20 protein-coding genes are annotated in these 23,719 nt (G+C 27.6%); 19 read left to right on the top strand and 1 reads right to left on the bottom strand.

The features are described 5' to 3' along the window. Nucleotides 1-40 precede the first annotated feature (40 nt). Nucleotides 41-769 (bottom strand): UTRA domain-containing protein, encoded by a 729-nt coding sequence (locus tag psyc5s11_RS21325; RefSeq protein WP_224034477.1) that lies wholly within the window; start codon nt 767-769, stop codon nt 41-43. A gap of 561 nt (nt 770-1,330) precedes the next feature. On the opposite strand from psyc5s11_RS21325, the gene treP reads away from it, so the two are divergent. The 19 genes from treP (at nt 1,331) to psyc5s11_RS21230 (ending at nt 23,714) form a co-directional block, all read left to right on the top strand. Next, nucleotides 1,331-2,740 (top strand): PTS system trehalose-specific EIIBC component, encoded by a 1,410-nt coding sequence (gene treP / locus psyc5s11_RS21320; protein ID WP_224034476.1) that lies wholly within the window; start codon nt 1,331-1,333, stop codon nt 2,738-2,740. Between the two features lie 23 nt (nt 2,741-2,763). Further along, on the top strand, nt 2,764-4,410 hold the full coding sequence (gene treC / locus psyc5s11_RS21315; protein ID WP_224034475.1) for an alpha,alpha-phosphotrehalase: 1,647 nt from the start codon (nt 2,764-2,766) through the stop codon (nt 4,408-4,410). Nucleotides 4,411-4,523: 113 nt separating this feature from the next. Then, on the top strand, nt 4,524-5,075 hold the full coding sequence (locus psyc5s11_RS21310; protein ID WP_224034474.1) for a PTS sugar transporter subunit IIA: 552 nt from the start codon (nt 4,524-4,526) through the stop codon (nt 5,073-5,075). A gap of 162 nt (nt 5,076-5,237) precedes the next feature. Beyond that, a complete protein-coding gene (locus psyc5s11_RS21305; RefSeq protein ID WP_224034473.1) occupies nt 5,238-5,921 on the top strand; it encodes a DUF421 domain-containing protein in 684 nt (227 codons plus the stop codon). Between the two features lie 121 nt (nt 5,922-6,042). Further along, nucleotides 6,043-6,543 carry a MarR family transcriptional regulator gene (locus psyc5s11_RS21300; RefSeq protein ID WP_224034472.1) on the top strand — a complete coding sequence of 167 codons (501 nt, stop codon included), beginning with the start codon at nt 6,043-6,045 and terminating at the stop codon, nt 6,541-6,543. A 107-nt stretch (nt 6,544-6,650) separates the two neighbouring features. Further along, entirely contained in the window at nt 6,651-7,817 is a 1,167-nt protein-coding gene (locus tag psyc5s11_RS21295) for an ArsA family ATPase (RefSeq protein ID WP_224034471.1), read from the top strand. An 11-nt stretch (nt 7,818-7,828) separates the two neighbouring features. Next, the gene (locus psyc5s11_RS21290; protein WP_224034470.1) at nt 7,829-8,089 is read left to right on the top strand and encodes a hypothetical protein; all 261 of its coding nucleotides are present in this window, start codon (nt 7,829-7,831) and stop codon (nt 8,087-8,089) included. Between the two features lie 17 nt (nt 8,090-8,106). After that, a complete protein-coding gene (locus psyc5s11_RS21285) occupies nt 8,107-9,267 on the top strand; it encodes an ArsA family ATPase (RefSeq protein ID WP_224034469.1) in 1,161 nt (386 codons plus the stop codon). A 54-nt stretch (nt 9,268-9,321) separates the two neighbouring features. Further along, nucleotides 9,322-10,698, top strand: a complete 1,377-nt coding sequence (locus psyc5s11_RS21280; RefSeq protein WP_224034468.1) for an aldehyde dehydrogenase — start codon at nt 9,322-9,324, stop codon at nt 10,696-10,698. A 271-nt stretch (nt 10,699-10,969) separates the two neighbouring features. Beyond that, nucleotides 10,970-12,355, top strand: a complete 1,386-nt coding sequence (locus tag psyc5s11_RS21275; RefSeq protein ID WP_224034467.1) for a L,D-transpeptidase family protein — start codon at nt 10,970-10,972, stop codon at nt 12,353-12,355. Nucleotides 12,356-12,512: 157 nt separating this feature from the next. After that, on the top strand, nt 12,513-13,910 hold the full coding sequence (locus tag psyc5s11_RS21270; RefSeq protein WP_224034466.1) for a L,D-transpeptidase family protein: 1,398 nt from the start codon (nt 12,513-12,515) through the stop codon (nt 13,908-13,910). Between the two features lie 309 nt (nt 13,911-14,219). Further along, nucleotides 14,220-15,128 carry a thioredoxin-disulfide reductase gene (gene trxB / locus psyc5s11_RS21265; RefSeq protein WP_224034465.1) on the top strand — a complete coding sequence of 303 codons (909 nt, stop codon included), beginning with the start codon at nt 14,220-14,222 and terminating at the stop codon, nt 15,126-15,128. Between the two features lie 322 nt (nt 15,129-15,450). Further along, the gene (locus tag psyc5s11_RS21260) at nt 15,451-16,083 is read left to right on the top strand and encodes a class I SAM-dependent methyltransferase (RefSeq protein WP_224034464.1); all 633 of its coding nucleotides are present in this window, start codon (nt 15,451-15,453) and stop codon (nt 16,081-16,083) included. A 25-nt stretch (nt 16,084-16,108) separates the two neighbouring features. Next, nucleotides 16,109-16,558 carry a MarR family winged helix-turn-helix transcriptional regulator gene (locus tag psyc5s11_RS21255; protein WP_224034463.1) on the top strand — a complete coding sequence of 150 codons (450 nt, stop codon included), beginning with the start codon at nt 16,109-16,111 and terminating at the stop codon, nt 16,556-16,558. A 353-nt stretch (nt 16,559-16,911) separates the two neighbouring features. Continuing rightward, a complete protein-coding gene (hisS, locus tag psyc5s11_RS21250) occupies nt 16,912-18,210 on the top strand; it encodes a histidine--tRNA ligase (RefSeq protein ID WP_224034462.1) in 1,299 nt (432 codons plus the stop codon). Nucleotides 18,211-18,434: 224 nt separating this feature from the next. Next, complete coding sequence (locus psyc5s11_RS21245) at nt 18,435-20,300, top strand: ComEA family DNA-binding protein (protein ID WP_224034461.1); 1,866 nt, start codon at nt 18,435-18,437, stop codon at nt 20,298-20,300. 32 nt (nt 20,301-20,332) lie between these two features. Then, the gene (locus tag psyc5s11_RS21240) at nt 20,333-21,022 is read left to right on the top strand and encodes a response regulator transcription factor (RefSeq protein WP_224034460.1); all 690 of its coding nucleotides are present in this window, start codon (nt 20,333-20,335) and stop codon (nt 21,020-21,022) included. Next, nucleotides 21,012-22,358 (top strand): sensor histidine kinase, encoded by a 1,347-nt coding sequence (locus tag psyc5s11_RS21235; RefSeq protein WP_224034459.1) that lies wholly within the window; start codon nt 21,012-21,014, stop codon nt 22,356-22,358. The genes psyc5s11_RS21240 and psyc5s11_RS21235 overlap by 11 nt, the downstream gene beginning before the upstream one ends. 372 nt (nt 22,359-22,730) lie before the next feature. Beyond that, complete coding sequence (locus psyc5s11_RS21230; protein WP_224034458.1) at nt 22,731-23,714, top strand: HlyD family secretion protein; 984 nt, start codon at nt 22,731-22,733, stop codon at nt 23,712-23,714. Nucleotides 23,715-23,719 lie beyond the last annotated feature (5 nt).

Below are 23,719 nucleotides of genomic sequence, written 5' to 3'. Positions count from 1 at the left end.
GCTTACTAAAATAACGTCTAGTAAGCTTTTGAAATTACAACTATTCAATTTTTCTCATAGATGAAGACTCGACGAATACAAATTTATCTGGTCTATGCCGAGATTCAGTATATTCAAAAAGCTTACCAGAATCAGTATAAGCATATGTTTTTACAACAGCAACACAATCAAATGTTCCTAAATCTAAAAAGCTTTTATCTAATTCATTTGCATGCTCAACCACAATAACCTTTTTTGAAGCAAGAATTTTTGTATGTAGTTCTTTTTCAATATACTCATATACAGAATTTTGAGCTATTTCTATGGTCAAATCTTTTACAACTTCTGCACTAAAGTAATTTACATCAAGAATTATAGGTTCATTATCAAAAAATCTTATTCTATGAAGATGATATACTTCAGTATTTAACTTTAAAGCAGTTTTTTTTGACAAAGATTCATCTATGGTTATTCTTGAAAAATTTACAACACTAGTAGTGAATTTCTTTTTTAAGTGCAATTCTTGTAAGCCTAATAAATTTCCAATAGGAAGTTCTATTGATTCTCTACTTTCTAATATAATAACTCCCTTACCTTTAACACTTTCAACATAGCCATCCTTACTTAACTCACCAATAGCTCTTCTAACAGTATTTCTACTACAATTAAATTTTCCTATTAGTTCCATTTCTGTAGGAAGCATCATGGAAATATCATATTTTCCATTATCTATATTGGCTTTTAATGTGTGATATATATCTTTAAATTTTACGTTGGGCAAAAAAAACACTCCCTTAATTATCTTTAATGAATATATTATACTTTATTTTTACAAAGAAGTTAACTGAATATGTAAACAAAGTTCTAGATTACACTTATGTGTAGAGGCCGTCGAAATAAAAGGTACCCTTTATTTCTACTTTGAGATATACATCTTTAAAGTGGAAATGTAATTAAAAAGTAGAATTCTAAATTAAGTTATTTAAAAAATTCTGTATAGATTTTATCTTACGTTGCTAATTAGAAAATATTTAGAAGAATATTACTATATAAACACATTTTGAACATAAACAGAATATGTTTAAACAAATTTTATATAATAATATGTTGATGAAATGCTTTGCTTACAAGATTTGAACAACATTATAATAATTTGTTTAAACAAATTATTATAAAAGTATTGACTATATGTTCACAATAAATTAAAATAAGGATGTAAACATTTAAATGTTAAATTAAATTTAGAAACTAAGTAAGAAAATATTATTAAATTAATAAGTAAAGCAGATCTGCATCATAATCTAGGAAATTATTTATAAAGTAACAAAATGAATTTTAGGAGGTTTTATTAATGGGAAGATTTGAAAGTGATTCTAAAGAACTATTAAAGTTTGTTGGTGGAAGTGAAAACATATCAGCAGTTACGCATTGTGTTACTAGAATGAGATTTGTATTAAATGATCCAAGCAAGGCTGATAAAGATGCAATTGAAAAGTTAAAAAGTGTTAAAGGTACATTTACGCAAGCAGGACAATTTCAAGTTATTATTGGAAATGAGGTATCAGATTTCTATAATGATTTTATAAAAATATCAGGAGTAGATGGTGTAAGTAAAGATGCAGTAAAAGAAGTAGCTAAAAATAATATGACTTTTATGCAAAAACTTATGGCTAATATATCAGAAATATTCTCACCACTTATTCCAGCTATTATTGTTGGAGGATTAATTTTAGGATTTAGGAATATTATTGGAGATATGAAATTGTTAGAAGATGGAACAAAATCCTTGGTAGAAGTATCGCAGTTTTGGGCTGGAACAAATAGTTTCTTATGGTTAATTGGAGAAGCAGTATTCCACTTCTTACCGGTTGGAATAACATGGTCAATAACAAAGAAAATGGGGACAACCCAAATTCTTGGTATAGTACTAGGTATTACGTTAGTTTCACCACAACTTTTAAATGCTTATTCAGTAGCAGGTGCTGAAAAGATTCCTTTCTGGGATTTTGGATTTGCACATGTAAACATGATTGGATATCAAGCACAAGTTATACCAGCAATATTGGCAGGTTTCGTATTAGTATTCCTTGAAAAAGGAATGAGAAAAATAAGTCCACCATCAATATCAATGATAATTGTACCATTTTTTGCATTAGTACCAGCTGTTTTAATAGCGCATGTAGTAGTGGGACCTATAGGTTGGGCAATTGGTTCAGTAATTTCAAAAGTAGTATATGTTGGATTAACATCATCATTTGGAATGATTTTTGCAGCAATTTTTGGATTCTTATATGCACCATTAGTTATTACAGGACTTCATCATATGACAAATGCAATAGATCTTCAATTAATGGCACAATTTGGAGGAACATCACTTTGGCCAATGATAGCTTTATCTAATATTGCACAAGGTTCAGCAGTACTCGCAATGATATATTTACAAAGAAAAAATGAAGAAGCAAAGCAAATAAACATACCAGCTTGTATTTCAGCTTATCTTGGAGTAACAGAACCTGCAATGTTTGGTGTTAATTTAAAACATGGTTTCCCATTTTTCTGTGGAATGGTAGGATCAGCAATAGCAGCAATAATTTCAGTTGGTAGTGGGGTAATGGCAAATTCAATTGGTGTTGGAGGTCTTCCAGGTATATTATCAATTAAACCAGCATTTATGGTGATATTTTCAATATGTATGATTGTGGCTATAGTTGTACCATTTGTTCTTACTGTAATTATAGGAAAAAGAAAATCAATTAAATAGAGAAAATGAAAGGATAGAATACCATGAAGGATTTTAAGAAAAGTACTGTTTATCAAATATATCCTAAATCATTTTATGATACAAACGGTGATGGATTTGGAGATTTAAACGGAGTAATAGAAAAATTAGATTATTTAAAAAATTTAGGTATAGATTATATATGGATTACTCCTTTCTATCCTTCACCTCAAGTAGATAATGGATATGATATTGCTGATTATTACAATATAGATCCAAGCTTTGGGACGTTAGAAGACTTTGAAAAATTAGTTGTGGAAGCTAAAGCAAGAAATATATATATTATGTTGGATATGGTTTTTAATCATACATCAACTGAACATAATTGGTTCAAAAAAGCATTAGACGGTGAAGAAAAATATAAGGAATTCTATATTTTTAAAGAAGCAGTAAATAATGAACTACCTACAAATTGGAAATCTAAATTTGGAGGTACTGCATGGGAATACATAGATAAGTTTGAGGAGTATTACCTACATCTTTTTGATAGAACTCAAGCTGATCTAAATTGGGATAATGAAGAAGTAAGAAAAGAGATTTATTCCATAGTCAACTATTGGATAGAAAAGGGCGTTAAGGGATTAAGATTTGATGTTATAAACTTAATTTCAAAACCAGAAAAGTTTGAAAATGACTTAGATGGTGATGGTAGAAGATTTTATACAGATGGCCCTAAGATACATGAATATATTAAAGAACTTAATGAAAACACATATGGAAAATATGATGATATTATAACAGTAGGTGAAATGTCATCAACTTCTATTGAAAATTGCATAGGATATTCCAATCCAAAAGAAAAAGAGTTATCAATGGTATTTAATTTTCATCATGTAAAAGTTGATTATAAAAACCAAAATAAGTGGGAATTACAGGTATGTAACTTTGATAATCTGAAGAAAATATTAAATGATTGGCAATTGGGGATGCAAGATGGAAATGGATGGAATGCAAATTTTTGGTGTAATCATGATCAACCCCGTATAGTTTCAAGATTTGGAAATGATAAAGAATATCATAAAGAGTCTGCTAAAATGTTAGCAACAATGATTCATCTTTTAAGAGGAACACCATATATATATCAAGGTGAAGAAATAGGAATGACAAATGCATATTTTACAGATATAAATCAATATGTGGATGTAGAGAGTTTAAACTATTTTAAAATATTAAAAGAACAAGAGATAAATGAAGATGAAATATACAAGGTTTTACAAGAACGCTCAAGAGATAATTCTAGAACGCCAATGCAATGGAATAGCTCTAAAAATGCTGGATTTAGTCAAGGAAAACCATGGCTAAGTATAAATGATAATTATACGGATATCAATGTAGAGAATGGCATTAAAGATAAAAGTTCTATTTTATATCATTATAAAAAGCTAATTTCATTAAGAAAACAATATGATGTTATAGCTTATGGTAACTACCTACCGATGTTAGAAGATAATGAATCTGTATTTGCTTATAAAAGGGAATACAAGGATGAATATTTAATTGTATTAAATAATTTTTATGGAAGAGAAGTAGAGATTGAGTTAGATATTCAAGACTTGGAAAAATATAAATGTATTATCACAAATTATGAAGAAAGAAATTTAAAATTAAGATTTACTTTAAAACCATATGAATCTATAGCTTTTATAAAGTAATTTCAAAATAGTAGCTTATTTTCATAATCATTTGCATAAAAGTATGAAACATAAAAATAAAGACCTTTAATGAGGGGCACCCAAAATTACAAAAAATTGAGGTGAAAGAAAATATGTTCAAAATAAAAGAAATATTTAGTAAAATTCTCAATAAAAATGACGATTCAAATAAAAATCAGTATACATTACCATTAAGAGAAGATGGGAAAAAACAATTTCCCATACTTAGTCCATTAAAAGGAGAAATTTTAGAATTATCAAAAGTATCAGACCAAACATTTAGTACAGGGTGTATGGGGCAAGGAATTGCTATTATTCCTGATGAAGGAAAATTATTTTCACCTGTAAAAGGAAAAGTAGTTTCTATATTTCCTACTAAACATGCATTTTGTATTCAATGTGATGATGGTATGGAATTATTAATTCATATTGGTATTGATACAGTAATGTTAAATGGAAAAGGTTTTAAATCATTAGTGAGTAACGGTGATTCAATTGAAGTAGGTACACCATTATTAGAATTTGATTTAAATTTAATAAAGAATAGTGGGTATGAAACAACAACATTAATAATAATTACAAATAGTTCAATTTATTCGGAGGTAATTTATAACAAAGAAAAGAATATTGATGTTTCAAATTTGTTATTAACAATTGTAGAATAAATAAGGCTGACATAAGAACAGTTAATAACCTGATAATCCTGAAAAAAATTTGAAGGAAAAATTAATTTGCAAAAACCAATTTACTAGGAATGGTTGCTTATTGTTATTAAAATAATATAAAAAGGAAATAATATAAGTATTAGCTGATAAGGAAGTGTTTATATGAATGAATATTTAATTCTCTTTATTAGGTCAGTTGTTACTTATTTTACTTTGGTTCTTTTTGCAAGAATTATGGGAAGAAAGCAAATCTCCCAACTAACCTACTTTGATTATGTGGTTGGAATAACAATAGGTTCTATTGCATCAACAGCGTCAGTGGAAAAAAATGTTGATATATATGAGGGTATCTTTTGTATTATTATATGGAGTGTTCTTACAATATTGATTTCAGAAATAACGTTAAAAAATATTAAATTAAGATTACTAATAGATAGCGAGCCACTATTAATAATAGATAAAGGGAAAGTTATTTACAAAAACATGAAGAAAGCAAGATATAATATTGGAGATTTATTAATGCAATTGAGAGTTAAAGATATTTTTTATATTACAGAGGTTGAAATAGCAATATTAGAACCAGATGGTAAACTTAGTGTTTTAAAGAAATCTGAACATACCACATTAACTATAGAAGATATGAATATTATAAAACCCAAAACTGGTATGATGGTGGATTTGATTTTAGATGGAAATATTTTATCTTCCCACCTACAGCAAATTCAAAAAGATGAAGATTGGGTTATTGCACAATTAAAAGCAAGAAATATTAATAATATAAAAGATGTTGTTTTTGCAGGTATACAAGCAGATCAGCAGATGTATATTGTTACTAAGGATGATTAAATTATAAATATATTAGTAAACTTTAGAAAGAAAGTTTTTAATAAAGCAGTTGACAAAAATATACTTCGAGCATAGAATGAAAATATACTTCGAGAAGAGAACTATATAAAGGAGAACTGTCATGACAACTAATAAAGATTTCAATATTGAATCAATAATTTTCAAATATATAGATGAATTCAAATTCTTATTATTCCCAGATCAATGGAGTAGTGTTTTTTTAGATTATTCTAAGAATGAAATATTAGCAATGTTACTTATATATAGAAAAAATAAAGTAAATATGAGTGAAGTTGCTGAATATATTAATGCTCCTTTAAATACTGCGACTGGTGTAATTACTAGATTAGAAAAAAAGATGATAGTTGAAAGAACAAGAGATACTGAAGATAAGAGAATAGTAATGATTAACCTAACTCAAAATGGTCAAGAATTCATAAGGGATGAGAAAAAGCAAATTGAGTATTATGTTAAGAAAGTATATAGTTCCTTAACTGAAGAGGAGAAAAGTGTTGCTATAAGTATAGTTAATAAGGTGATTCATACATTAAAAATGGGTATGGATAGGTCTGAAGATGAAGAGAAACCAGTTAAAAAAGTTAAAAGAATAATAATTGAATAATAAATCAATCAAGATTTGAAACATTTATTAAAGTGGCAATGCCACTTTTTATATAAAAAGTACTTCGAGAGGAGAACTAATCGTAAAGCGAATTAAGGAGGGCTATTATGGGTAGAATTATTATTTTCACAGGAAAAGGTGGAGTGGGAAAAACAAGTACTGCTGCAGCACATGCAGTTAAGGCTGCTAAGGGAGGCAAAAAAACATTAATTGTAAGTACAGATATGGCTCACAATTTAAGTGATATATTTGAAAAGAAAATAAAGGAAGAGCCTGTAGAGGTCATAAATAATCTTTATGCCTTAGAAATAGATCCAAATCATGAAATGGATAAGCATTATGGAAGTATTTCTAAAGCATTTAAAAATATGATTCCAAACTTAGATGAAGAAAGTTCTGAGAGTCTAGAAGATATAGTTGTGTTTCCTGGCATTGAAGAATTATTTTCATTAATTAAGATTAAAGAACTATATGATAAAAATATATATGATTTAATAATTGTTGATTGTGCTCCAACAGGAGAAACCTTATCTTTATTAAAATTTCCAGAACTTCTTTCTTGGTATATGGAAAAATTATTTCCAATAGAAAAGATAGCTTTAAAAGTGTTAAGACCAATTTCTAAAATAGCATTTAAGCTTGAGATGCCAGATGAAATTGCCATGAATGATGTTGAAAAGTTATATGTTAAACTTGGTAGTTTACAAGAACTTTTAAAAAACAAAGATGTATGTAGCATTAGAATTGTCACAATACCAGAAAAAATGGTTGTAGAGGAAAGTAAGAGAAGTTATATGTATTTAAATTTATATAATTTCAATGTTGATGGATTATATATTAATAGAATAATTCCTCAAGATATAGAAAATAGTTTTTTTGATAAATGGAAACAGCTCCAAAATGATTATTTAGATGAACTAAATTGTGTATTTGGAAGTATTCCTACATATAAAATAAAGTGGTATGAGGTTGATATAAATGGAATTGAGGGATTAGATAGAATTGCAAAAGATTCTCTAACTGATGAACATTTATTTGAAGTTCTCAAAACAACACCAAATGAGACTTTTGAAAAGATAGAAAATGGGTATCGCCTTGAGATTTATATACCTTTTGCTGATAAAACTGACTTTGATTTATTAGAGTCTGGTACAGACATCATTATAAAAATAGGAAATTTCAAGAGAAATATTCCTATACCTAATGTAATAAGAAAATATTCAATTTCATCTGCAAAGTTAGAAGATGAAAAATTAAGTATCATTTTTGAATAAGGGGTGTTTTTATGAATAAAGAGTTTGTTAAAAAGATGATAAAAGCTAAGAAACTTGAGTACGAAGCTATTAAAGAAATAATGCCGGAGACTATTAAGAATAGAATAGATTCTTTTCAAAAGGAAGCATTTGATCTTATAAAAAATGTAGCAATTGAAATTATAAAAGAAGATATGCAAAACACAAATACTAATAAAAGTAAATGTGATATAGATAATGAAACAAATACAACTAATAAAAATATCAAAAAAATAAGTGTGGATTTTAATTGAGGAAGGAGTGATTAAATATGAGAATAATATTATATACAGGAAAAGGTGGCGTTGGTAAAACTAGCATCGCTGCTGCCACAGCATGTAAAATTGCTAGTGAAGGCAAGAAAGTATTAGTTATGAGTACAGATCAAGCTCATAGTTTAAGTGACTCCTTTGATATGAAATTAGGTAATGAACCTTTGAAAATATCCGATAATCTTTATGCAATGGAAATAGATACTGTTATAGAAAATGAGAATACCTGGGGGAACCTAAAGGGGTATATTGAAAAACTCATGGTATTAAAATCAAAGGAAACTATAGAAAGTGAAGAATTATTAGTATTTCCTGGATTTGAAGAATTACTATCATTAATTAAGATTAAGGAAATACATGATGATGGAAAATATGATGTTTTGATAGTAGATTGTGCTCCTACAGGAGAAACTATGTCGCTACTTAAATTCCCTGATTTATTTAAATGGTGGATGGAAAAAATATTTCCTTTTAAAAGAAAGGCAGCTAAGATTGTAAAACCAATTATTGAAGCTACTATTAAAATACCAATGCCTACAGATGATACATTTGATGAAATTGAAAGACTATATTCTAAAATCGATGAACTTCATTGTCTTATGCTTAATAAGGATATAGTTAGTATAAGAATAGTAACTACTCCTGAAAAAATTGTTGTAAAGGAAGCTAAAAGAAGTTTTTCTTATCTTCATCTTTTTGATTATAATGTTGATGGAATTATAATAAATAAGATTTTTCCACAGGAATCTTTAAAGGGCTATTTTGAAAGATGGGAAAAGATTCAAAAAGAAAGTATTCAAGATATTAATGATAGCTTTAAAGGCATACCTATCTTCAAATTAGAATTAATGGATAATGAACTTAGGAAATATGAAATGCTTCAAAAAGTTGCAAATGAAATTTATAGAGAAGTTAAACCAGAGGACGTGCTTTATAAAGATAAAATATTTACAGTTAAAAAGCATGAAAATGGATATAAACTCAGTATAAATATGCCATTCGTAGATAAAAATGAGTTAAATCTATCACAAAACGGTGATGAAATTACAATATCGATTAAAAATGAAAGAAGAAGCCTTGTATTGCCAACTAAGCTTCAATCTAAAGAAATAACAAGTGCAAAATATGAGAAGGATAAGTTGAATATTTATTTTGCTTAACAATTTTTAGACATGGCAAGTATAATAATAAATTAGAATGTTAAAGGAGTAATTATGGAAATTAATGAATTAGTGAGCAAACAAAAGGAATATTTTCAAAAGGGTGAACAATCGAATATAAACTTTAGAAAGCAAAATTTAATGAAGCTCAAAAGAATAATAAAGGATAATGAGCAAGAAATAATGAATGCCCTAAAAAAAGATTTGAACAAATCTGAATTTGAAAGTTATCTTACAGAAATTGGTGTGTTGTATGAAGAAATAAACATGCATTTAAAAAATATTGAAAAATGGAGCAAAAGAAAAAGAGTTAAAAGCTCAGTTATGTTTTTTCCAAGCAAAAATTATATTGTAAAAGAGCCGTATGGTACAGTTTTAATAATAGGACCGTTTAATTATCCATTTCAATTGGTTATTTCTCCTTTAATAGGGGCTATAGCTGCAGGAAATACTGCAATAATTAAACCTTCAGAGCATACAGTAAATACATCAAGAATAATAGAAAAGATTATAAATGAAAATTTTAATGAAGAATATGTAACAGTAGTGGGTGCAAATGAAGGAAAAGAATGTGTTGAAGAATTGTTAGAACAGGAATTTGATTATATATTCTTTACTGGGAGCATAAAGGTTGGCAAAATAATAATGGAGAAATCATCAAAAAGATTGATTCCTGTAACTTTAGAATTAGGTGGAAAAAGTCCGTGTATTATAGATAAGGATGCTAATTTAGAAAAGGCAGCAAAACGAATTGTCTGGGGAAAATTATTAAATGCTGGACAAACTTGTGTTGCACCAGATTACTTATTTATACAAAATGAAGTTAAAGAAGAATTTTTAAAGTTAATAGTAAAAGAATTTAAGCTTCAATATGGAGAAAACATTAAAGCAAGTAAAGACTATCCTAGAATAATAAGTAGCCGTGAAATAAAAAGATTATCTGGATATTTAAAAGATGGGAATATATATTATGGTGGAAGTTATGATGAGGAAACATTATATTTTGAACCAACTATTTTAACAGATGTAAAAGAGGAAACAAGTGTATTAAAGAAAGAAATATTTGGACCAATATTTCCAGTTATGACTTTTAATAATTTGAATGAAGTAATAAAATATGTGAATAAAAGAGATAAGCCTTTAGCATTATATTATTTTTCAGAAGAAAAAAAGAATATAGAAAAGGTCATAAGAGAAACATCATCAGGAGGTGTTACTATAAATGATACGGTGCTTCATGTTGGAACATCTAATCTTCCTTTTGGAGGAGTCGGAACAAGTGGAATGGGTTCATATCATGGAAAGAAAAGTTTTGATACATTTACACATGAAAAAAGTGTAGTGGAGAGAGGAACATATATTGAATTTTCATTTAGATTTGCACCGTTTAAAGATAAGATTAATCTTTTGAGAAAAGTTATACACAGTTAAAAAAAGCACGAAGTGTAACCAAGAACTTATAAAATAAAGATATTGCAAATATGAGTGAGAAAATAAAAAAAACTTATGCTATTATAAATTTGTTAGTATAAGTTTTTTTGTTGCTATTATTTTTTGTTAGGATATATTTTTTTAAATAAGTAAGAAACAATAAGTATTATATTGTAGGTAAAAGGAAGATAAAAGAGTTTAATAATCATTAAAAAGACAAATAACTCCTTCCAAATTTTGGTATAATAGTAACGGGGGTGAGAGCGTTATTATGGAAAAACAAAAAAGTAAATGGAATAAAATTATAAGAGGCATTATAATTTCTTTTTGTGCTCTAATTGTTATATATGTTGGTATAACAATGTATTTTACAAATCATTTTTATTTGGGATCAACAATTAGCTGTGTCAATGTTTCAGGGAAAACAGTGGAAGAAGTAAATGAACAAATGCCAGCGGAAGTTGAGGAATATACATTGGAACTTGAAGAAAGAGAAAACGTAAAAGAACAAATTAGAGGTTCTGATATTGGGTTAGAATATAATTCAGATGGAAAGGTCAAGGAATTAAAAGATAAGCAGAATCCATTTGGATGGATTATTGCACTTTTTGATAAAAATGATTCAAAAGTATCAGAAGTAGTAACCTATGATGAAGAATTATTGCAAACATGTTTGGATAAACTCTCTTGTTTTGATAGCAGTAATATAATTGAACCGCAAAATTCTAAATTTCAATATACAGATGAAGGTTATGTGATTTTAGATGAAGTTTCGGGAAACAAAATCAATAAAGAGATTTTATATGATAAGGTTATAGATGCAATTCTTAAAGGGGAGAAAACAATAAATTTGGAAGCAAGTAATTGTTATGAAAATCCACAATATACTTCAAATTCCCAGGAAGTTATAGATACTAAAGATATGCTTAATAAATATATAAATTCAGAAATAACTTATACATTTGGAGATAAGACAGAAGTTTTAAATGGAGCTACAATAAATAACTGGATTGAAACTAATGAAGATTTAGAAATTACGTTTGATGAGAAAAAAATCAAAAGTTATATAGATAAACTTTCTAGCACATATGATACAGTTGGCAAGACTCGAGATTTTATTACCTCACTAGGAACAACAATAAAAATTAGTGGCGGTGATTATGGTTGGTCAATTAGTAAGAATGATGAAGTAAAAGAATTAATTGAAATCATAAAGGAAGGGCAAACTATAAACAAAGAACCAATATACATGCAAGCTGCACTAGCTCATGGTAATAATGATATTGGGAATACCTATGTAGAAATTAATATGGCAAAACAGCATTTATGGTTTTATAAAAATGGTTCTCTTGTAGTGCAAGGAGATGTGGTTACAGGCAATGTAAATAATAATTGTTCAACGCCCATAGGTATATATAAATTAAAATATAAACAAAAAGATGCAACTTTAAAAGGCGATAATTATAGTACACAAGTAAGTTTTTGGATGCCATTTAATGGAGGAATCGGAATTCATGATGCAATCTGGAGGTATGAGTTTGGTGGAAATATCTATAGGACAAATGGCTCTCATGGTTGTGTAAATGCACCATATGAGTTAGCAAATAAAATATTTGATAATATTGAGGGTGGAATTCCCATTATTTGTTATTATTGAGTGAGGCAACAAGGAAATTTCTGTTTTTCACACATATTAAATAATTATAATTTGTAGAAAGATCAGCATTTTGTTGGTCTTTTGTTATTTTAAGAAAAAGCACCTATTATTAAGTTTGATTTTTTAGTATAATACAATACAGGAGGGAGTTATTATAATGAGAAGAAAAAGAAGAGATAAAAATAGTAAAAGCAGTAAAGTTGTACCAGGGATTATGATTTCTCTTTGTGCTTTAATTATTATATATTTAGGTATGACAATTTATTTTAAAAATAATTTTTATTTTGGTTCAACAATTAACGGCATTAATATTGCAGGTAAAACCGTTGAGGAAGTTGAAAAAGAACTATCATCGCAAATAGATACATATTCATTGGAATTAGAAGAACGGGGAGATATAAAAGAACAAATTAAAGCAATTGATATTGGTTTAAAATATGATGGAAACAAAATCAAAGAATTGAAGGATGAACAGAATACTAATTCATGGGTTCCTGGACTTTTTAAGAAAAAAGATCCTGTAATGTCTAAAGTAGTGACTTATGATGAAGAATTGTTAAATAAGAGTTTTGACAAGCTGTCTTGCTTTGATAGTAGTAATAAAATTGAACCTAAAAATGCTAGCTTTAATTATACAGATGATGGCTATGAAATTGTAGATGAAGTTAAGGGGAATATAATAAATAAAGATGCTTTACATGACAGTATAGTAGATGCAATTATTAATTCAAAATCAAAAATAAATTTAGAAACAGAAAATTGTTATAAAGAGCCACAATATAATTCAAAGTCACAAGAAGTTATCGATACTAAAGATTTACTTGATAAGTATACAGATTTGAAAATTACTTATTCATTAGGTAATGATACAGAAGTGGTAGATGGTTCTAAAATACATAACTGGCTACACGTTAATGATAAGATGGAAGTTACATTTGATGAAGAAAAAATTAGCAATTATGTATATAAGATATCTAGTATGTTTAATACATTTGAGGATACAAGAGGTTTTGTTACTACCACTAAAAAAACAATAAAAGTCAGTGGGGGTAATTATGGATGGATTGTTGATAAGTCTAAAGAAGTGAAAGATTTAATTCAAACCATAAAAAATGGACAATCAATAACTAAGGAACCAATATATTCACAAAAAGCAATGTCACGTGATAAAAATGATATTGGTAATACATATGTGGAAATTAATTTAACGAAACAACATTTATGGTTTTATAAAAATGGTGCTCTCGTTGTAGAAGGAGACTTTGTTTCTGGTAATGCAAGTACTAATACTTTAACACCAGCTGGGACTTATATATTAAATTATAAAGAAAAAAATGCAACTTTAAAAGGTGAGGACTACAGTTCACCAGTTGAATTTTGGATGCCTTTTAATGGGAATATAGGAATTCATGATGCAAGTTGGAGAACAGAGTTTGGGAAAAACATATATATGACAAATGGTTCTCATGGTTGTATAAATTCACCATATGAGTTAGCAAGTACAATATTTAAGAACATTGATGCAGGGACTCCAATTGTTTGTTTTTATGAGTAATTTATAACAGAAGAAATATTAACTAATATACAATATTTATTAAATTCAAATAAAGGTTGGAGCGGTAAGATTAGCTCCAACCTTTTAAATTTATATTTTTATTAAATGTTGTAAAACAAAATAATAATAATTATCAACAGAAAGTAAAAACTAATTGACAAATTATATCTATAGCATTATGATAAGATTATAAAATATAGTTTAATAAAATTAAATTTAGATAAACAATATAAAAGTAATTTTAATGAATAATTTGTAATCAAATAGATTAAGATAAAATATATAAAATAAAAGAGGGAGAGGAAAAGAATGAAAGATATTATTATTATTGGCGGAGGGCCAGCAGGTTTAGTTGCAGCATTGTATGCAGGTCGAGCACAATTAGATGCTCTAATGATTGAAAAACAATTTCAAGGTGGTCAAATGGTGACTACTAATGAAGTTGAAAATTATCCGGGTTTTATAGATATAACAGGATCAGATCTTGCTAATATTATGTATGAGCATGCAAAGAAGTTTGGTGGAACTATGGAATATAAAGAAGTTCTAGATATACAGCTTGATGGAGATGTTAAAAAGGTTATAACTGATACTGAAACCTATGAAACTAAAGTAGTCATTTTATCAATGGGAGCTAAGCCTAGAAAGTTAGGACTTGATAGAGAAGATATATTAGGTGGAAGAGGAATATCATATTGTGCTACTTGTGACGGTGGATTTTTTAGAAATAAAGTAGTATCTGTTGTAGGTGGTGGAGACACAGCTGTAGAAGATGCACTCCATCTTTCAAGAATAGCTGAGAAAGTTTATTTGATTAGTAGAAGCGATTCTCTAACAGCTAATAAAGTTGCACAAGAAAAACTGTTTAGTACTGAAAATGTAGAAATACTTTGGAATAGCACAGTTACAAAACTTAATGGAGAAGGAAATTTAAATGGAATACAAGTTACAAATACTAAGGAAAATAAAATAATTGAATTGGAAATGAATGGTCTTTTTGTAGCAGTTGGAAGTAGCCCATCAACAGATCTTGTTAAAGGTTTAGTTGATTTAAATAAACAAGGGTATATTATTGCAGATGAAAGCTGCAAAACAAGTGTAGATGGAATATTTGCAATTGGAGATATTCGTACAAAATCGGTTAGACAAGTATTAACAGCAGCAGCTGATGGCGCAGTTAGCATATATGAAGCAGAAAAATATTTGATAAATCACTAGAAAGGAACAAATTTAACTAAATAAAAGTTTATTTCTAAAATAGTTATGAAATTATTAATAATAGAAAACACTACCGTACTGTGAAAATTAACAGTACGGTTTTTTTTGTGTATATATTTACTAGGGTTGATAATTTTGAACTTAAATCTGTATATGTAAATATTGTCTATATAATGATTATTGCGCTTGTGACATTTGTAAGTACTTTGGTTAATTTTGTATTTAAGCAGTTTATCAAAAAAACAGTTGAATTTGAATTACAAGAGTAGTACTATGAAAGTATAGTACGAATGTGGAACTATTATTTAATGGAGGGATTTATATGGAAATTAAGAAAAATATTTTTAAGGAAAATTCAAAAATAAATTATAATAAGCAAGCTGAAATTTATGATGAAAAAGGTGATGGAAAATTTGTAGCACCAATGTATGGTGAAATTATTAATAGGATAATTAGTGCAAAGCCTAAAAAATTATTAGATGTTGGATGTGGGACTGGAAATGTATTGATTAAGTTAAGTTCAAATGAAGACTTGAAGTTATATGGATTAGACATATCAGAAAATATGATAGAAACAGCTAAGAAAAATATTGGGAATAAAGCTGAATTAAAAGTTGGTGATTCAGAGTGTATGCCTTGGGAAAATAATTCTTTTGATGTGATTGTATGTAATGCATCATTTCATCATTATCCAAATCCAGAAAAGGTTTTATCAGAAATGAAAAGAATGCTAAAGAGTGATGGAACATTAATTATTGGAGATCCAACAGCACCAGTAATTATTAGACAATTAATAAATTTAAACTTTAAAAGATCTAATAAAGGTGATTATAGATTATATTCTAAGAGAGAAATTGAGGAGATTTTAATAAAATGTGGTTTTGTACCATTTGAATTTAAAATGATTAACTGTAAGAGTTTCGCAATCAATGCTAAAATAAAAAATAAACAATAATGAAAATGGATTTTGGAGTGACAATATGGATAAAAAGTGTAAAGGACAAGTGGATGAATTAAATAAATTATGGCATCGTATGTTAGTAGAATCTAATTATGAAGATATAGAATCAAAATATTCTAATATACAAGAATTAAGTACTAATGAGATTGCAATAATCAGAATTATTTCTGAAAAGGAAGAGGTTATTATAAAAGATATTTTAGAAGTGTTAAAGCTTCCTAAAAGTACATTAACTAGTATAATTGATAGATTAGAAAAGCGTAATTTGATTGTTAGAGCTATTAGTAAAAGGGATAGACGATCTTATAAATTAGAACTTACTGAAAAAGGTAAAATAGCGCAAGATGAGCATATTAGATTTGAAGAAGAAGTTTATGGAAAGATAATGATTTCTCTTGACACTTATGAAGAAAGAGAAGAATTATTAAAACTTATAAGAAAGATTGTAGACAATATTTCTAGTAGATAATAGTAATAGTTAATAAATAATTATTTAAATTACAATTATCATTGAAAACAAAAGTTCTATAATGTATAATAATAACAATTAAATTCAAGGAGGAATATTATGAAAGCATTTAATATGAAAATAGTAAATTTCATACATCATCATCACTAGCAAGACTTGGTTTGTTTAAAAGCAGATACAGGTCTATGTTTGTAGGCTTGTATCTTGCTTGTGATGATGAATTAGATGTAATCATAATTTGTTAAACCATGCGGGATATATGCCAGCATGGTTTTTTTGCATATAAAATAACTTTGGAAATTAAAAACAATCCGTTTGACTTATATTAAACGAGATATTAGGAGAGATGAATTATGAAGAATTATAAAATACAACCAAGTATATTACCAGGATTTATGGAACTACTACCAAAGGAACAACAAATATTTAATGACATAGTAAAAAAGATTACTACAGTTTACGAAGAAAATGGATGTTTACCAATGGATACACCAGTAATAGAAAAATCAGAAGTATTGCTTGCAAAAACAGCAGGAGAAACAGAAAAGCAAGTTTATAGTTTTAAAAGAGGAAGTAATGATTTAACATTGAGATTTGATTTAACAGTACCAGCTGCAAGATTTGTAGCTCAATATTTTAATGAATTAACTTTTCCTTTTAAAAGATATCAAGTTGGAAAGGTATATAGAGGTGAAAGAAATCAAAGAGGGCGATATAGAGAATTTTATCAATGCGATGTAGATATAATAGGAAGCAATAAACTAAGCATAAATAATGATGCATTAGTAATAAGTATGGTATCAAAAGGATTTAAATCTATTGGATTAAAAGATTATAAATTTCAAATAAGCAATAGAAAAATATTATCATCAATATTAAAAGAAATAGGAGTTATAGAAATAGCTGAGACAATGACTTTAATAGATAAGTATGAAAAGATAGGTCCAGAAGTATTTACTAAATCTCTTAATGAATTAGTAGGTAATGAAAAAAGCAATTTCGTAAATGAAGTTATGAATATAAAAGGAAGCAATGATGAAATAATAACTAAGTTAAAGGAGTTGGAATTAAAAGGGAAAGAGCTAGAAGTTGGGATAGAAGAGCTTAAAAAAGTAAGAGATATGTTATCAATTTTAGGTGTAGAAGATGATGAGTATATAATAAATTTACAAATTATAAGGGGGCTGGACTATTATACAGGAACAGTATTTGAAACATTTCTAACAGGAAATGAAAGTTATGGATCTATTTGTTCAGGAGGAAGATATGATAATTTAGCTCAAAATTATACTGATAACATTTTACCTGGAGTTGGCATATCCATAGGACTTACAAGGTTATTCTTTGTTTTAAAAGAAATGGGTTTTATAGATAACTATGAAATAAAAAGGTCAGTAGATTATTTAATCATACCTATTGGAAATACACTAAAATATTGTGGAGAGCTATGTAGGAAACTACAGGATAATGGCAAGAAAGTAGAGATTTACTTAGAGGATGATAAGCTAAAGAAAAAATTAAATTATGCTAATAAACTAGGGATACCAAAGGTAATATTAATTGGGGAAGACGAAGTTGCAAGTGGTGAAATAAAGATAAAGGACATGGTAAGTGGAAATGAGAGTGTACTAAATTATAATCAAATTATATAGTTAAATAGTGAAGTTAAAAATATAGAAAAATAGTAATAAGAGCCTCTAAATAAGGAATTATATAAATTTCTTCAGAAATTCTTCAGATTTGCTCCATATTTTTCTGATATATATTTTTTACAATTAAACCAAGGAATGTAACTTGAATAAGGCATATGGAGAAAAATAATATATCAAAGATGTGTCGTATATTTTGTATATCAATAAAATTAAAGGAGTGAATTATGAAGAAGTATATTTTTATTTTAATTTTTGCATTATGCATAATATCTTTTGTAACAAAAGAAAATGTATTAGCAAAAGAAATTTCAACAGAAAAACCTAATGTAATAGTACTTAAAGGAACAGATGAAACTAAGGATGGATTCCCTGTTTATGAACTTGCAGATGATGATAAATTATTTATGGATATTTACAATAAATCTTTTATAAAGAAATCAGTTGAACTTTATGGACAAGCACAGAAATATTCTAATTTAAAAAGCCAAGATATGTATTTTGCTTTTCGTGAAGATTCTGGATGCTTTGGTAATATTGGTTTTTATCTAAAAAAGAATGGAGAACTTTATGATAAGACAAAGTCGCCTTATATTGAGCTTCGTATTGGGCAATTGAAAAATTATGATACCCTTGAATCTATAACGCAGCTTTTACCGCATGAAATGGGTCATGTATTATATGGAATTACCACATATAATAATAGTTATAAAAGTGCAGATGAGGAGAAGTATTATGAAATGATTTCGAATTATAATGAAGGACTACATTATTCTAATATAATTACAGACTATAATATTGCATTTAATGAGGGCTTTGGAGAACATTTTGAAGTTATTTCAAGAATGTATGAAGAAAATAAACAAATTAAGGATGGAATTTATTTCAACATGGAAAGAATTAAAAATAATACCAAAACATTGGTGGATAGAGGAAATAGGGATTTTTATCTTCCATTAAGATTAGACTATTATAGGGAAATATCACCATTTTGGCAACAAAATTATGAAAATCTGAAGAGGAATGAATTAGGGCTAAATGGGGGTGGTAAGTACAAGAATCTAAGTTATGATTTTATAGAACCTGAGAAATCAATTCTATATAGAAATATGGGAATTTCTCAAGATAAGACTAAGATGAGAAGTTTGGAACAGAGTGTATCTACAGAAATAGTGGTTTCTAATTTCTTTATCAAACTTATAACAACTGATAATGGAGACTTAAATGAAAGATATGCTAAAGTTTTTAAGATTTTTAACCAATACTTAAATAAAGATAATAGACCTCAGTTTATACAATTTGTTAAAGGATATATAGAAGAATATCCACAAGACACAGAAAGAGTATTGAAGGATTTTAAAGATAGTACAGGCTACGATTTTACAGAAGAATGTGCTCCGGAAATATGGTGCATCAGTGAAGAGCAACATAGTAGCTATATTTTTGATCAATTTGGAGGAAATAAAAATCCATTTTATCTATTTAATATAAATACCTGTGATAAAGAAGATTTAATTAAACTAAAAGGTTTAAGTAAAAATGATGCAGAAAAAATAATTGCGTATAGAGATAAAAATAAAGGGGTTAAAGATACTCGGGAATTTGCCCAAATAGAAGGTATAAGTAGTAAATCTGTTGAAATATTAACGAATAATACAAGTCAAGAAAAGATTGAAAAATTAATAAATAATACAGAAGACAGTAAGTTTGAGAAGAGTTTTTCTAATATATTTTTAGCTAATTTTGAACATTTAATTTTGAGAACTATGGTGTGGTTTGTAATTTTCTTCATAATTTATTATTTGTTCTTTAATAAAGCCAGCGTTAAAGATAAAATGAGTTTATTTAAAGTTGCTATTAAGGAATTTCTGAAATTAATGTTTTATGTATTAGTAGGGTTTATTGGTGTAGCAGTTCGTAGTAATATTATCAAAGGGCTTGAAAATTTAAATCCTATAATAATTTTTATTGTAATGATTTTAATATGTGAAAGTATAACACTTTTAGTTATAAGGAAAGACAAGCTTAAGGTAAGAGAAAGTCTAATATCTACCTTAATGATGATGGCAATAATTATATACTCACAATATTAGACACATTTACGTGCCTTAAGGAGGAATATTAAGTGGTAAAACCTACTATATTGGTAGTTGACGATGAAAAGGAAATTAGAGAGCTTATAGAAATATATTTAAGAAATGAAGGGTACAATGTAATCATGGCAGAAGATGGACTGGAAGCTTTGAAGATAGCAAAGAAAGATACAATCCATCTTATTATCCTTGATATTATGTTGCCTAATATTGATGGAATACAAGTTTGTAAAAACATAAGAGAATATTTAGATGTACCTATTATAATGCTTTCAGCAAAGAGAGAAGATAATGATAAAATTTTAGGCATAATTACTGGTGCTGATGATTATATAGCCAAGCCATTTAATCCTTTAGAACTTGTAGTAAGAGTAAAAGCTCAACTTAGAAGATATCTTAGGACCACGACACTTCCTAAAAATGATGAAATAGTAATTGATGATTTAGTTATAAATTCAAATACACATCAAGTTACAATAGGAGAGAATGAAATAAAGTTTACAAGTAAGGAATTTGAGATATTAAAACTGTTAGCAGAAAATAAAAATGTGGTCTTTAGTAGTAGAAAGATTTATGAAAGTGTGTGGAATGAGGAGTTTTATGAATCAGATTCTACTATAATGACTCATATAAAAAATATAAGAGAAAAACTTGGTGATAATGTTAAACATCCTAAGTATATAAAAACAGTATGGGGAGTTGGATATAAAATTGAAGGGTAAAAATTTTGGTGGGATTAGAGCTACATTTCTTTTTATCTTTTTAGTATCTTTAATTTTTAGTATAGTAATTACTCTTATTATAAATGATAGTTGGAGAAGTAAACAAACAGACTACTCAGGTCAAATAAGAAATTTCACTTATAATTGTAAAGAAATATATGAAGAAATAGATGAAAACATAAACAATGACGAAAAACTTCAAGGTATTGTAAGCAGAGATACAATTAAATTCAAAGTATTTATAGTTGATAAACAAGGAAAAGTTCTATTTAGTCCTGAAAATAATGGTATAAAGCAGTTTGATATAAATAAAATTTTAAATCAGCAATATAAGTCTAATTTTGATAAAAATAATATTATTTATTATGACATAAAATTATTAGGGGAGGATAGATATGTTGTAGTTTCAAATGTTTTGTACAAGGGAGATAATTCAAATCTTTTTCCTTTAGAAATAGTAATATTTGTAGTGTTATTTTTATTATTAACTTATGGAAAAGTAAAGTATATAAATAGTCTGTCAAAAGGACTTGTAGAAATATCAAAAGGGAATTTAAATTATAGAGTTGAAGTGAAGGGGCGAGATGAGTTATCTATTCTTGGGAAAAATATAAATTATATGACTGAAAAACTAATGAATTTGAAAGAGCGAGAAAAAGAAATTGAAAAAAATAAAGACAGACTTATAGTAAGTGTATCTCATGATTTAAGAACGCCTTTAACATCAATTATTGGTTATATAAAATTAATAAAAGAGAATTATAAAGAGAAAGATGAGTTAAATAAGTATATAGATATAATTGATAATAAATCTAATAGATTAGAAGAGTTAATAAATGATCTTTTTGAATATACAAAGCTTACATCTTGCGATATTAAACTTGAAAAGGTGATTATTTCATTAAATGAATTTATGAGACAAGTTGTAGAGGGGATGATGATTGTCTGCAACCAAAATGATTTGAATATTTTATTAGAAGCACCAAATGAAGATTTAAATGTAAATGTAGATCCAACAAAAATGGTAAGAGTTTTTGAAAATATAATTTCGAATGCTATAAGGTATAGTAATAAGAAAAGTAACATAAATATAAAGATTTCTAAAGCTGAAAATGGAGCAATGGTAAGTATTAGAAATGAAGGTAATCCTATAAAAGAAGAAGAGTTGAATAAAATTTTTGATATGTTTTATAGAGCTGATGAATCAAGAAATAATCAAACCGGTGGCTCTGGTATTGGACTTTCAATTGCTAAAAGCATTGTGGAATTACATGAAGGAGAGTTATGGGCAGAGTGTGAAGGTAATAAAGTATACTTTAATGTATTAATAAACTAAAAACATTAAACTTAATAAAATTATAAACATAGAATAAGTTATATGAAATAAAATAACAAGTCAAATATCATTGCATATTGACTTGTTATTTTTTGATTGTGCCTAAATTCCCTTTTACATAGTTAATACTCTTTTAATGTATAAAAAATTTTAAAACAATTCTTTTGAATTAATACAAAATATTACCAATAAGCAATAGAAAATATACAGGTTAAGAAGATGTGAGTGGAATATAATGATGATAAGGATTTCAAAAAAAAAATATAAATTTGTAGAAAAATATCCTTGAATATGAAAAATATTAGTTGTATAATAAGCATTGTTAGTACACGAACAATAAGTACAAGAATGATTTATGTGTGGAGGGGTAATATGAAAAAAACTATGTTAGTTTGTTTAGTTGTAGCAATGATGTTAAGTGGATGTAGTTCAACTAACAGTGCAAGTGTTAGCGATAATGTACAAGCTACTAAAAATACAGAAATGCAATCTAGAAATAAATACATAATGGCTGGAAAAGTTGAAGCAAATGATCAAGTAAATATAGCTTCAAAGATTTCTGCAAGAGTTTCAGAAGTATTAGTTGATATTGGTTCAAATGTGAATCAAGGAGATACTATTATTAAATTAGATACTAAAGATTTGCAAGCACAAGTGGATCAAGCTCAAGCAGCAGTAAATACTGCAAATGCAACTTTAACTAATGCTACGAGCAGTACACGTCCTGAACAAATAGCTGTGGCTCAAGCAACTTTAGATAATGCAAATAAAACCTATGAAGTTTCAAAAAAGAATTATGAACGTACAAAAACTTTAGTTGAGGCAGAGGCAAATACAACGCAACAACTTGAGACTGCAGAGCAACAACTTGTGGCAGCAGAGTCGCAACAAAAATCAGCACAGGAACAGTTTGATATATTGAAAAATGGACCAACAACTACGAGTGTAGATGTATATAAGGCTCAAGTAGAACAAGCTGAAGCAGCTTTAAAAACTGCACAAACATCATTAAGTAATGGAATTATTACATCACCAATATCAGGTGTAGTAAATGCTAAAAGTATTAATGTTGGTGAAATGGCGTCTCCAGGTGCAACTCTTGCATCAATATCTAATCCTAATGCTTTATGCGTAAATGCTTATGCGCCATTAGATATTGTAAATCAGCTCAAAGAAGGACAAGATGTAGTTGTTAAAGTATCAGAAGTAGAAAATGTAGAATTTGAAGGGAAGATAACTGTTATAAATTCAAAATTAAATTCTCAAAGTAGAAATATTTTAGTTAAAGTAAGTTTGTTAGATCCAAATTCACAATTGAAACCTGGTATGTTTGCAGAAGTTGGATTAAAGGAATAGGAGAG

It is taken from the genome of Clostridium gelidum (assembly GCF_019977655.1).
Lineage (GTDB): Bacteria > Bacillota > Clostridia > Clostridiales > Clostridiaceae > Clostridium > Clostridium gelidum.
Note: the sequence above shows the minus strand (reverse complement) of the source record. Positions and strands in the feature narration are given on the sequence as shown.

Bases quoted from the DNA above. Each gene is read 5' to 3' on its own strand.
- trxB (WP_224034465.1), top strand. From the start codon at position 14,220: ATGAAAGATATTATTATTATTGGCGGAGGGCCAGCAGGTTTAGTTGCA.
- psyc5s11_RS21275 (WP_224034467.1), top strand. From the start codon at position 10,970: ATGGAAAAACAAAAAAGTAAATGGAATAAAATTATAAGAGGCATTATA.
- psyc5s11_RS21230 (WP_224034458.1), top strand. From the start codon at position 22,731: ATGAAAAAAACTATGTTAGTTTGTTTAGTTGTAGCAATGATGTTAAGT.
- psyc5s11_RS21300 (WP_224034472.1), top strand. From the start codon at position 6,043: ATGACAACTAATAAAGATTTCAATATTGAATCAATAATTTTCAAATAT.
- psyc5s11_RS21260 (WP_224034464.1), top strand. From the start codon at position 15,451: ATGGAAATTAAGAAAAATATTTTTAAGGAAAATTCAAAAATAAATTAT.
- psyc5s11_RS21295 (WP_224034471.1), top strand. From the start codon at position 6,651: ATGGGTAGAATTATTATTTTCACAGGAAAAGGTGGAGTGGGAAAAACA.
- psyc5s11_RS21285 (WP_224034469.1), top strand. From the start codon at position 8,107: ATGAGAATAATATTATATACAGGAAAAGGTGGCGTTGGTAAAACTAGC.
- psyc5s11_RS21305 (WP_224034473.1), top strand. From the start codon at position 5,238: ATGAATGAATATTTAATTCTCTTTATTAGGTCAGTTGTTACTTATTTT.
- psyc5s11_RS21290 (WP_224034470.1), top strand. From the start codon at position 7,829: ATGAATAAAGAGTTTGTTAAAAAGATGATAAAAGCTAAGAAACTTGAG.
- treC (WP_224034475.1), top strand. From the start codon at position 2,764: ATGAAGGATTTTAAGAAAAGTACTGTTTATCAAATATATCCTAAATCA.
- treP (WP_224034476.1), top strand. From the start codon at position 1,331: ATGGGAAGATTTGAAAGTGATTCTAAAGAACTATTAAAGTTTGTTGGT.
- hisS (WP_224034462.1), top strand. From the start codon at position 16,912: ATGAAGAATTATAAAATACAACCAAGTATATTACCAGGATTTATGGAA.
- psyc5s11_RS21270 (WP_224034466.1), top strand. From the start codon at position 12,513: ATGAGAAGAAAAAGAAGAGATAAAAATAGTAAAAGCAGTAAAGTTGTA.
- psyc5s11_RS21245 (WP_224034461.1), top strand. From the start codon at position 18,435: ATGAAGAAGTATATTTTTATTTTAATTTTTGCATTATGCATAATATCT.
- psyc5s11_RS21255 (WP_224034463.1), top strand. From the start codon at position 16,109: ATGGATAAAAAGTGTAAAGGACAAGTGGATGAATTAAATAAATTATGG.
- psyc5s11_RS21310 (WP_224034474.1), top strand. From the start codon at position 4,524: ATGTTCAAAATAAAAGAAATATTTAGTAAAATTCTCAATAAAAATGAC.
- psyc5s11_RS21280 (WP_224034468.1), top strand. From the start codon at position 9,322: ATGGAAATTAATGAATTAGTGAGCAAACAAAAGGAATATTTTCAAAAG.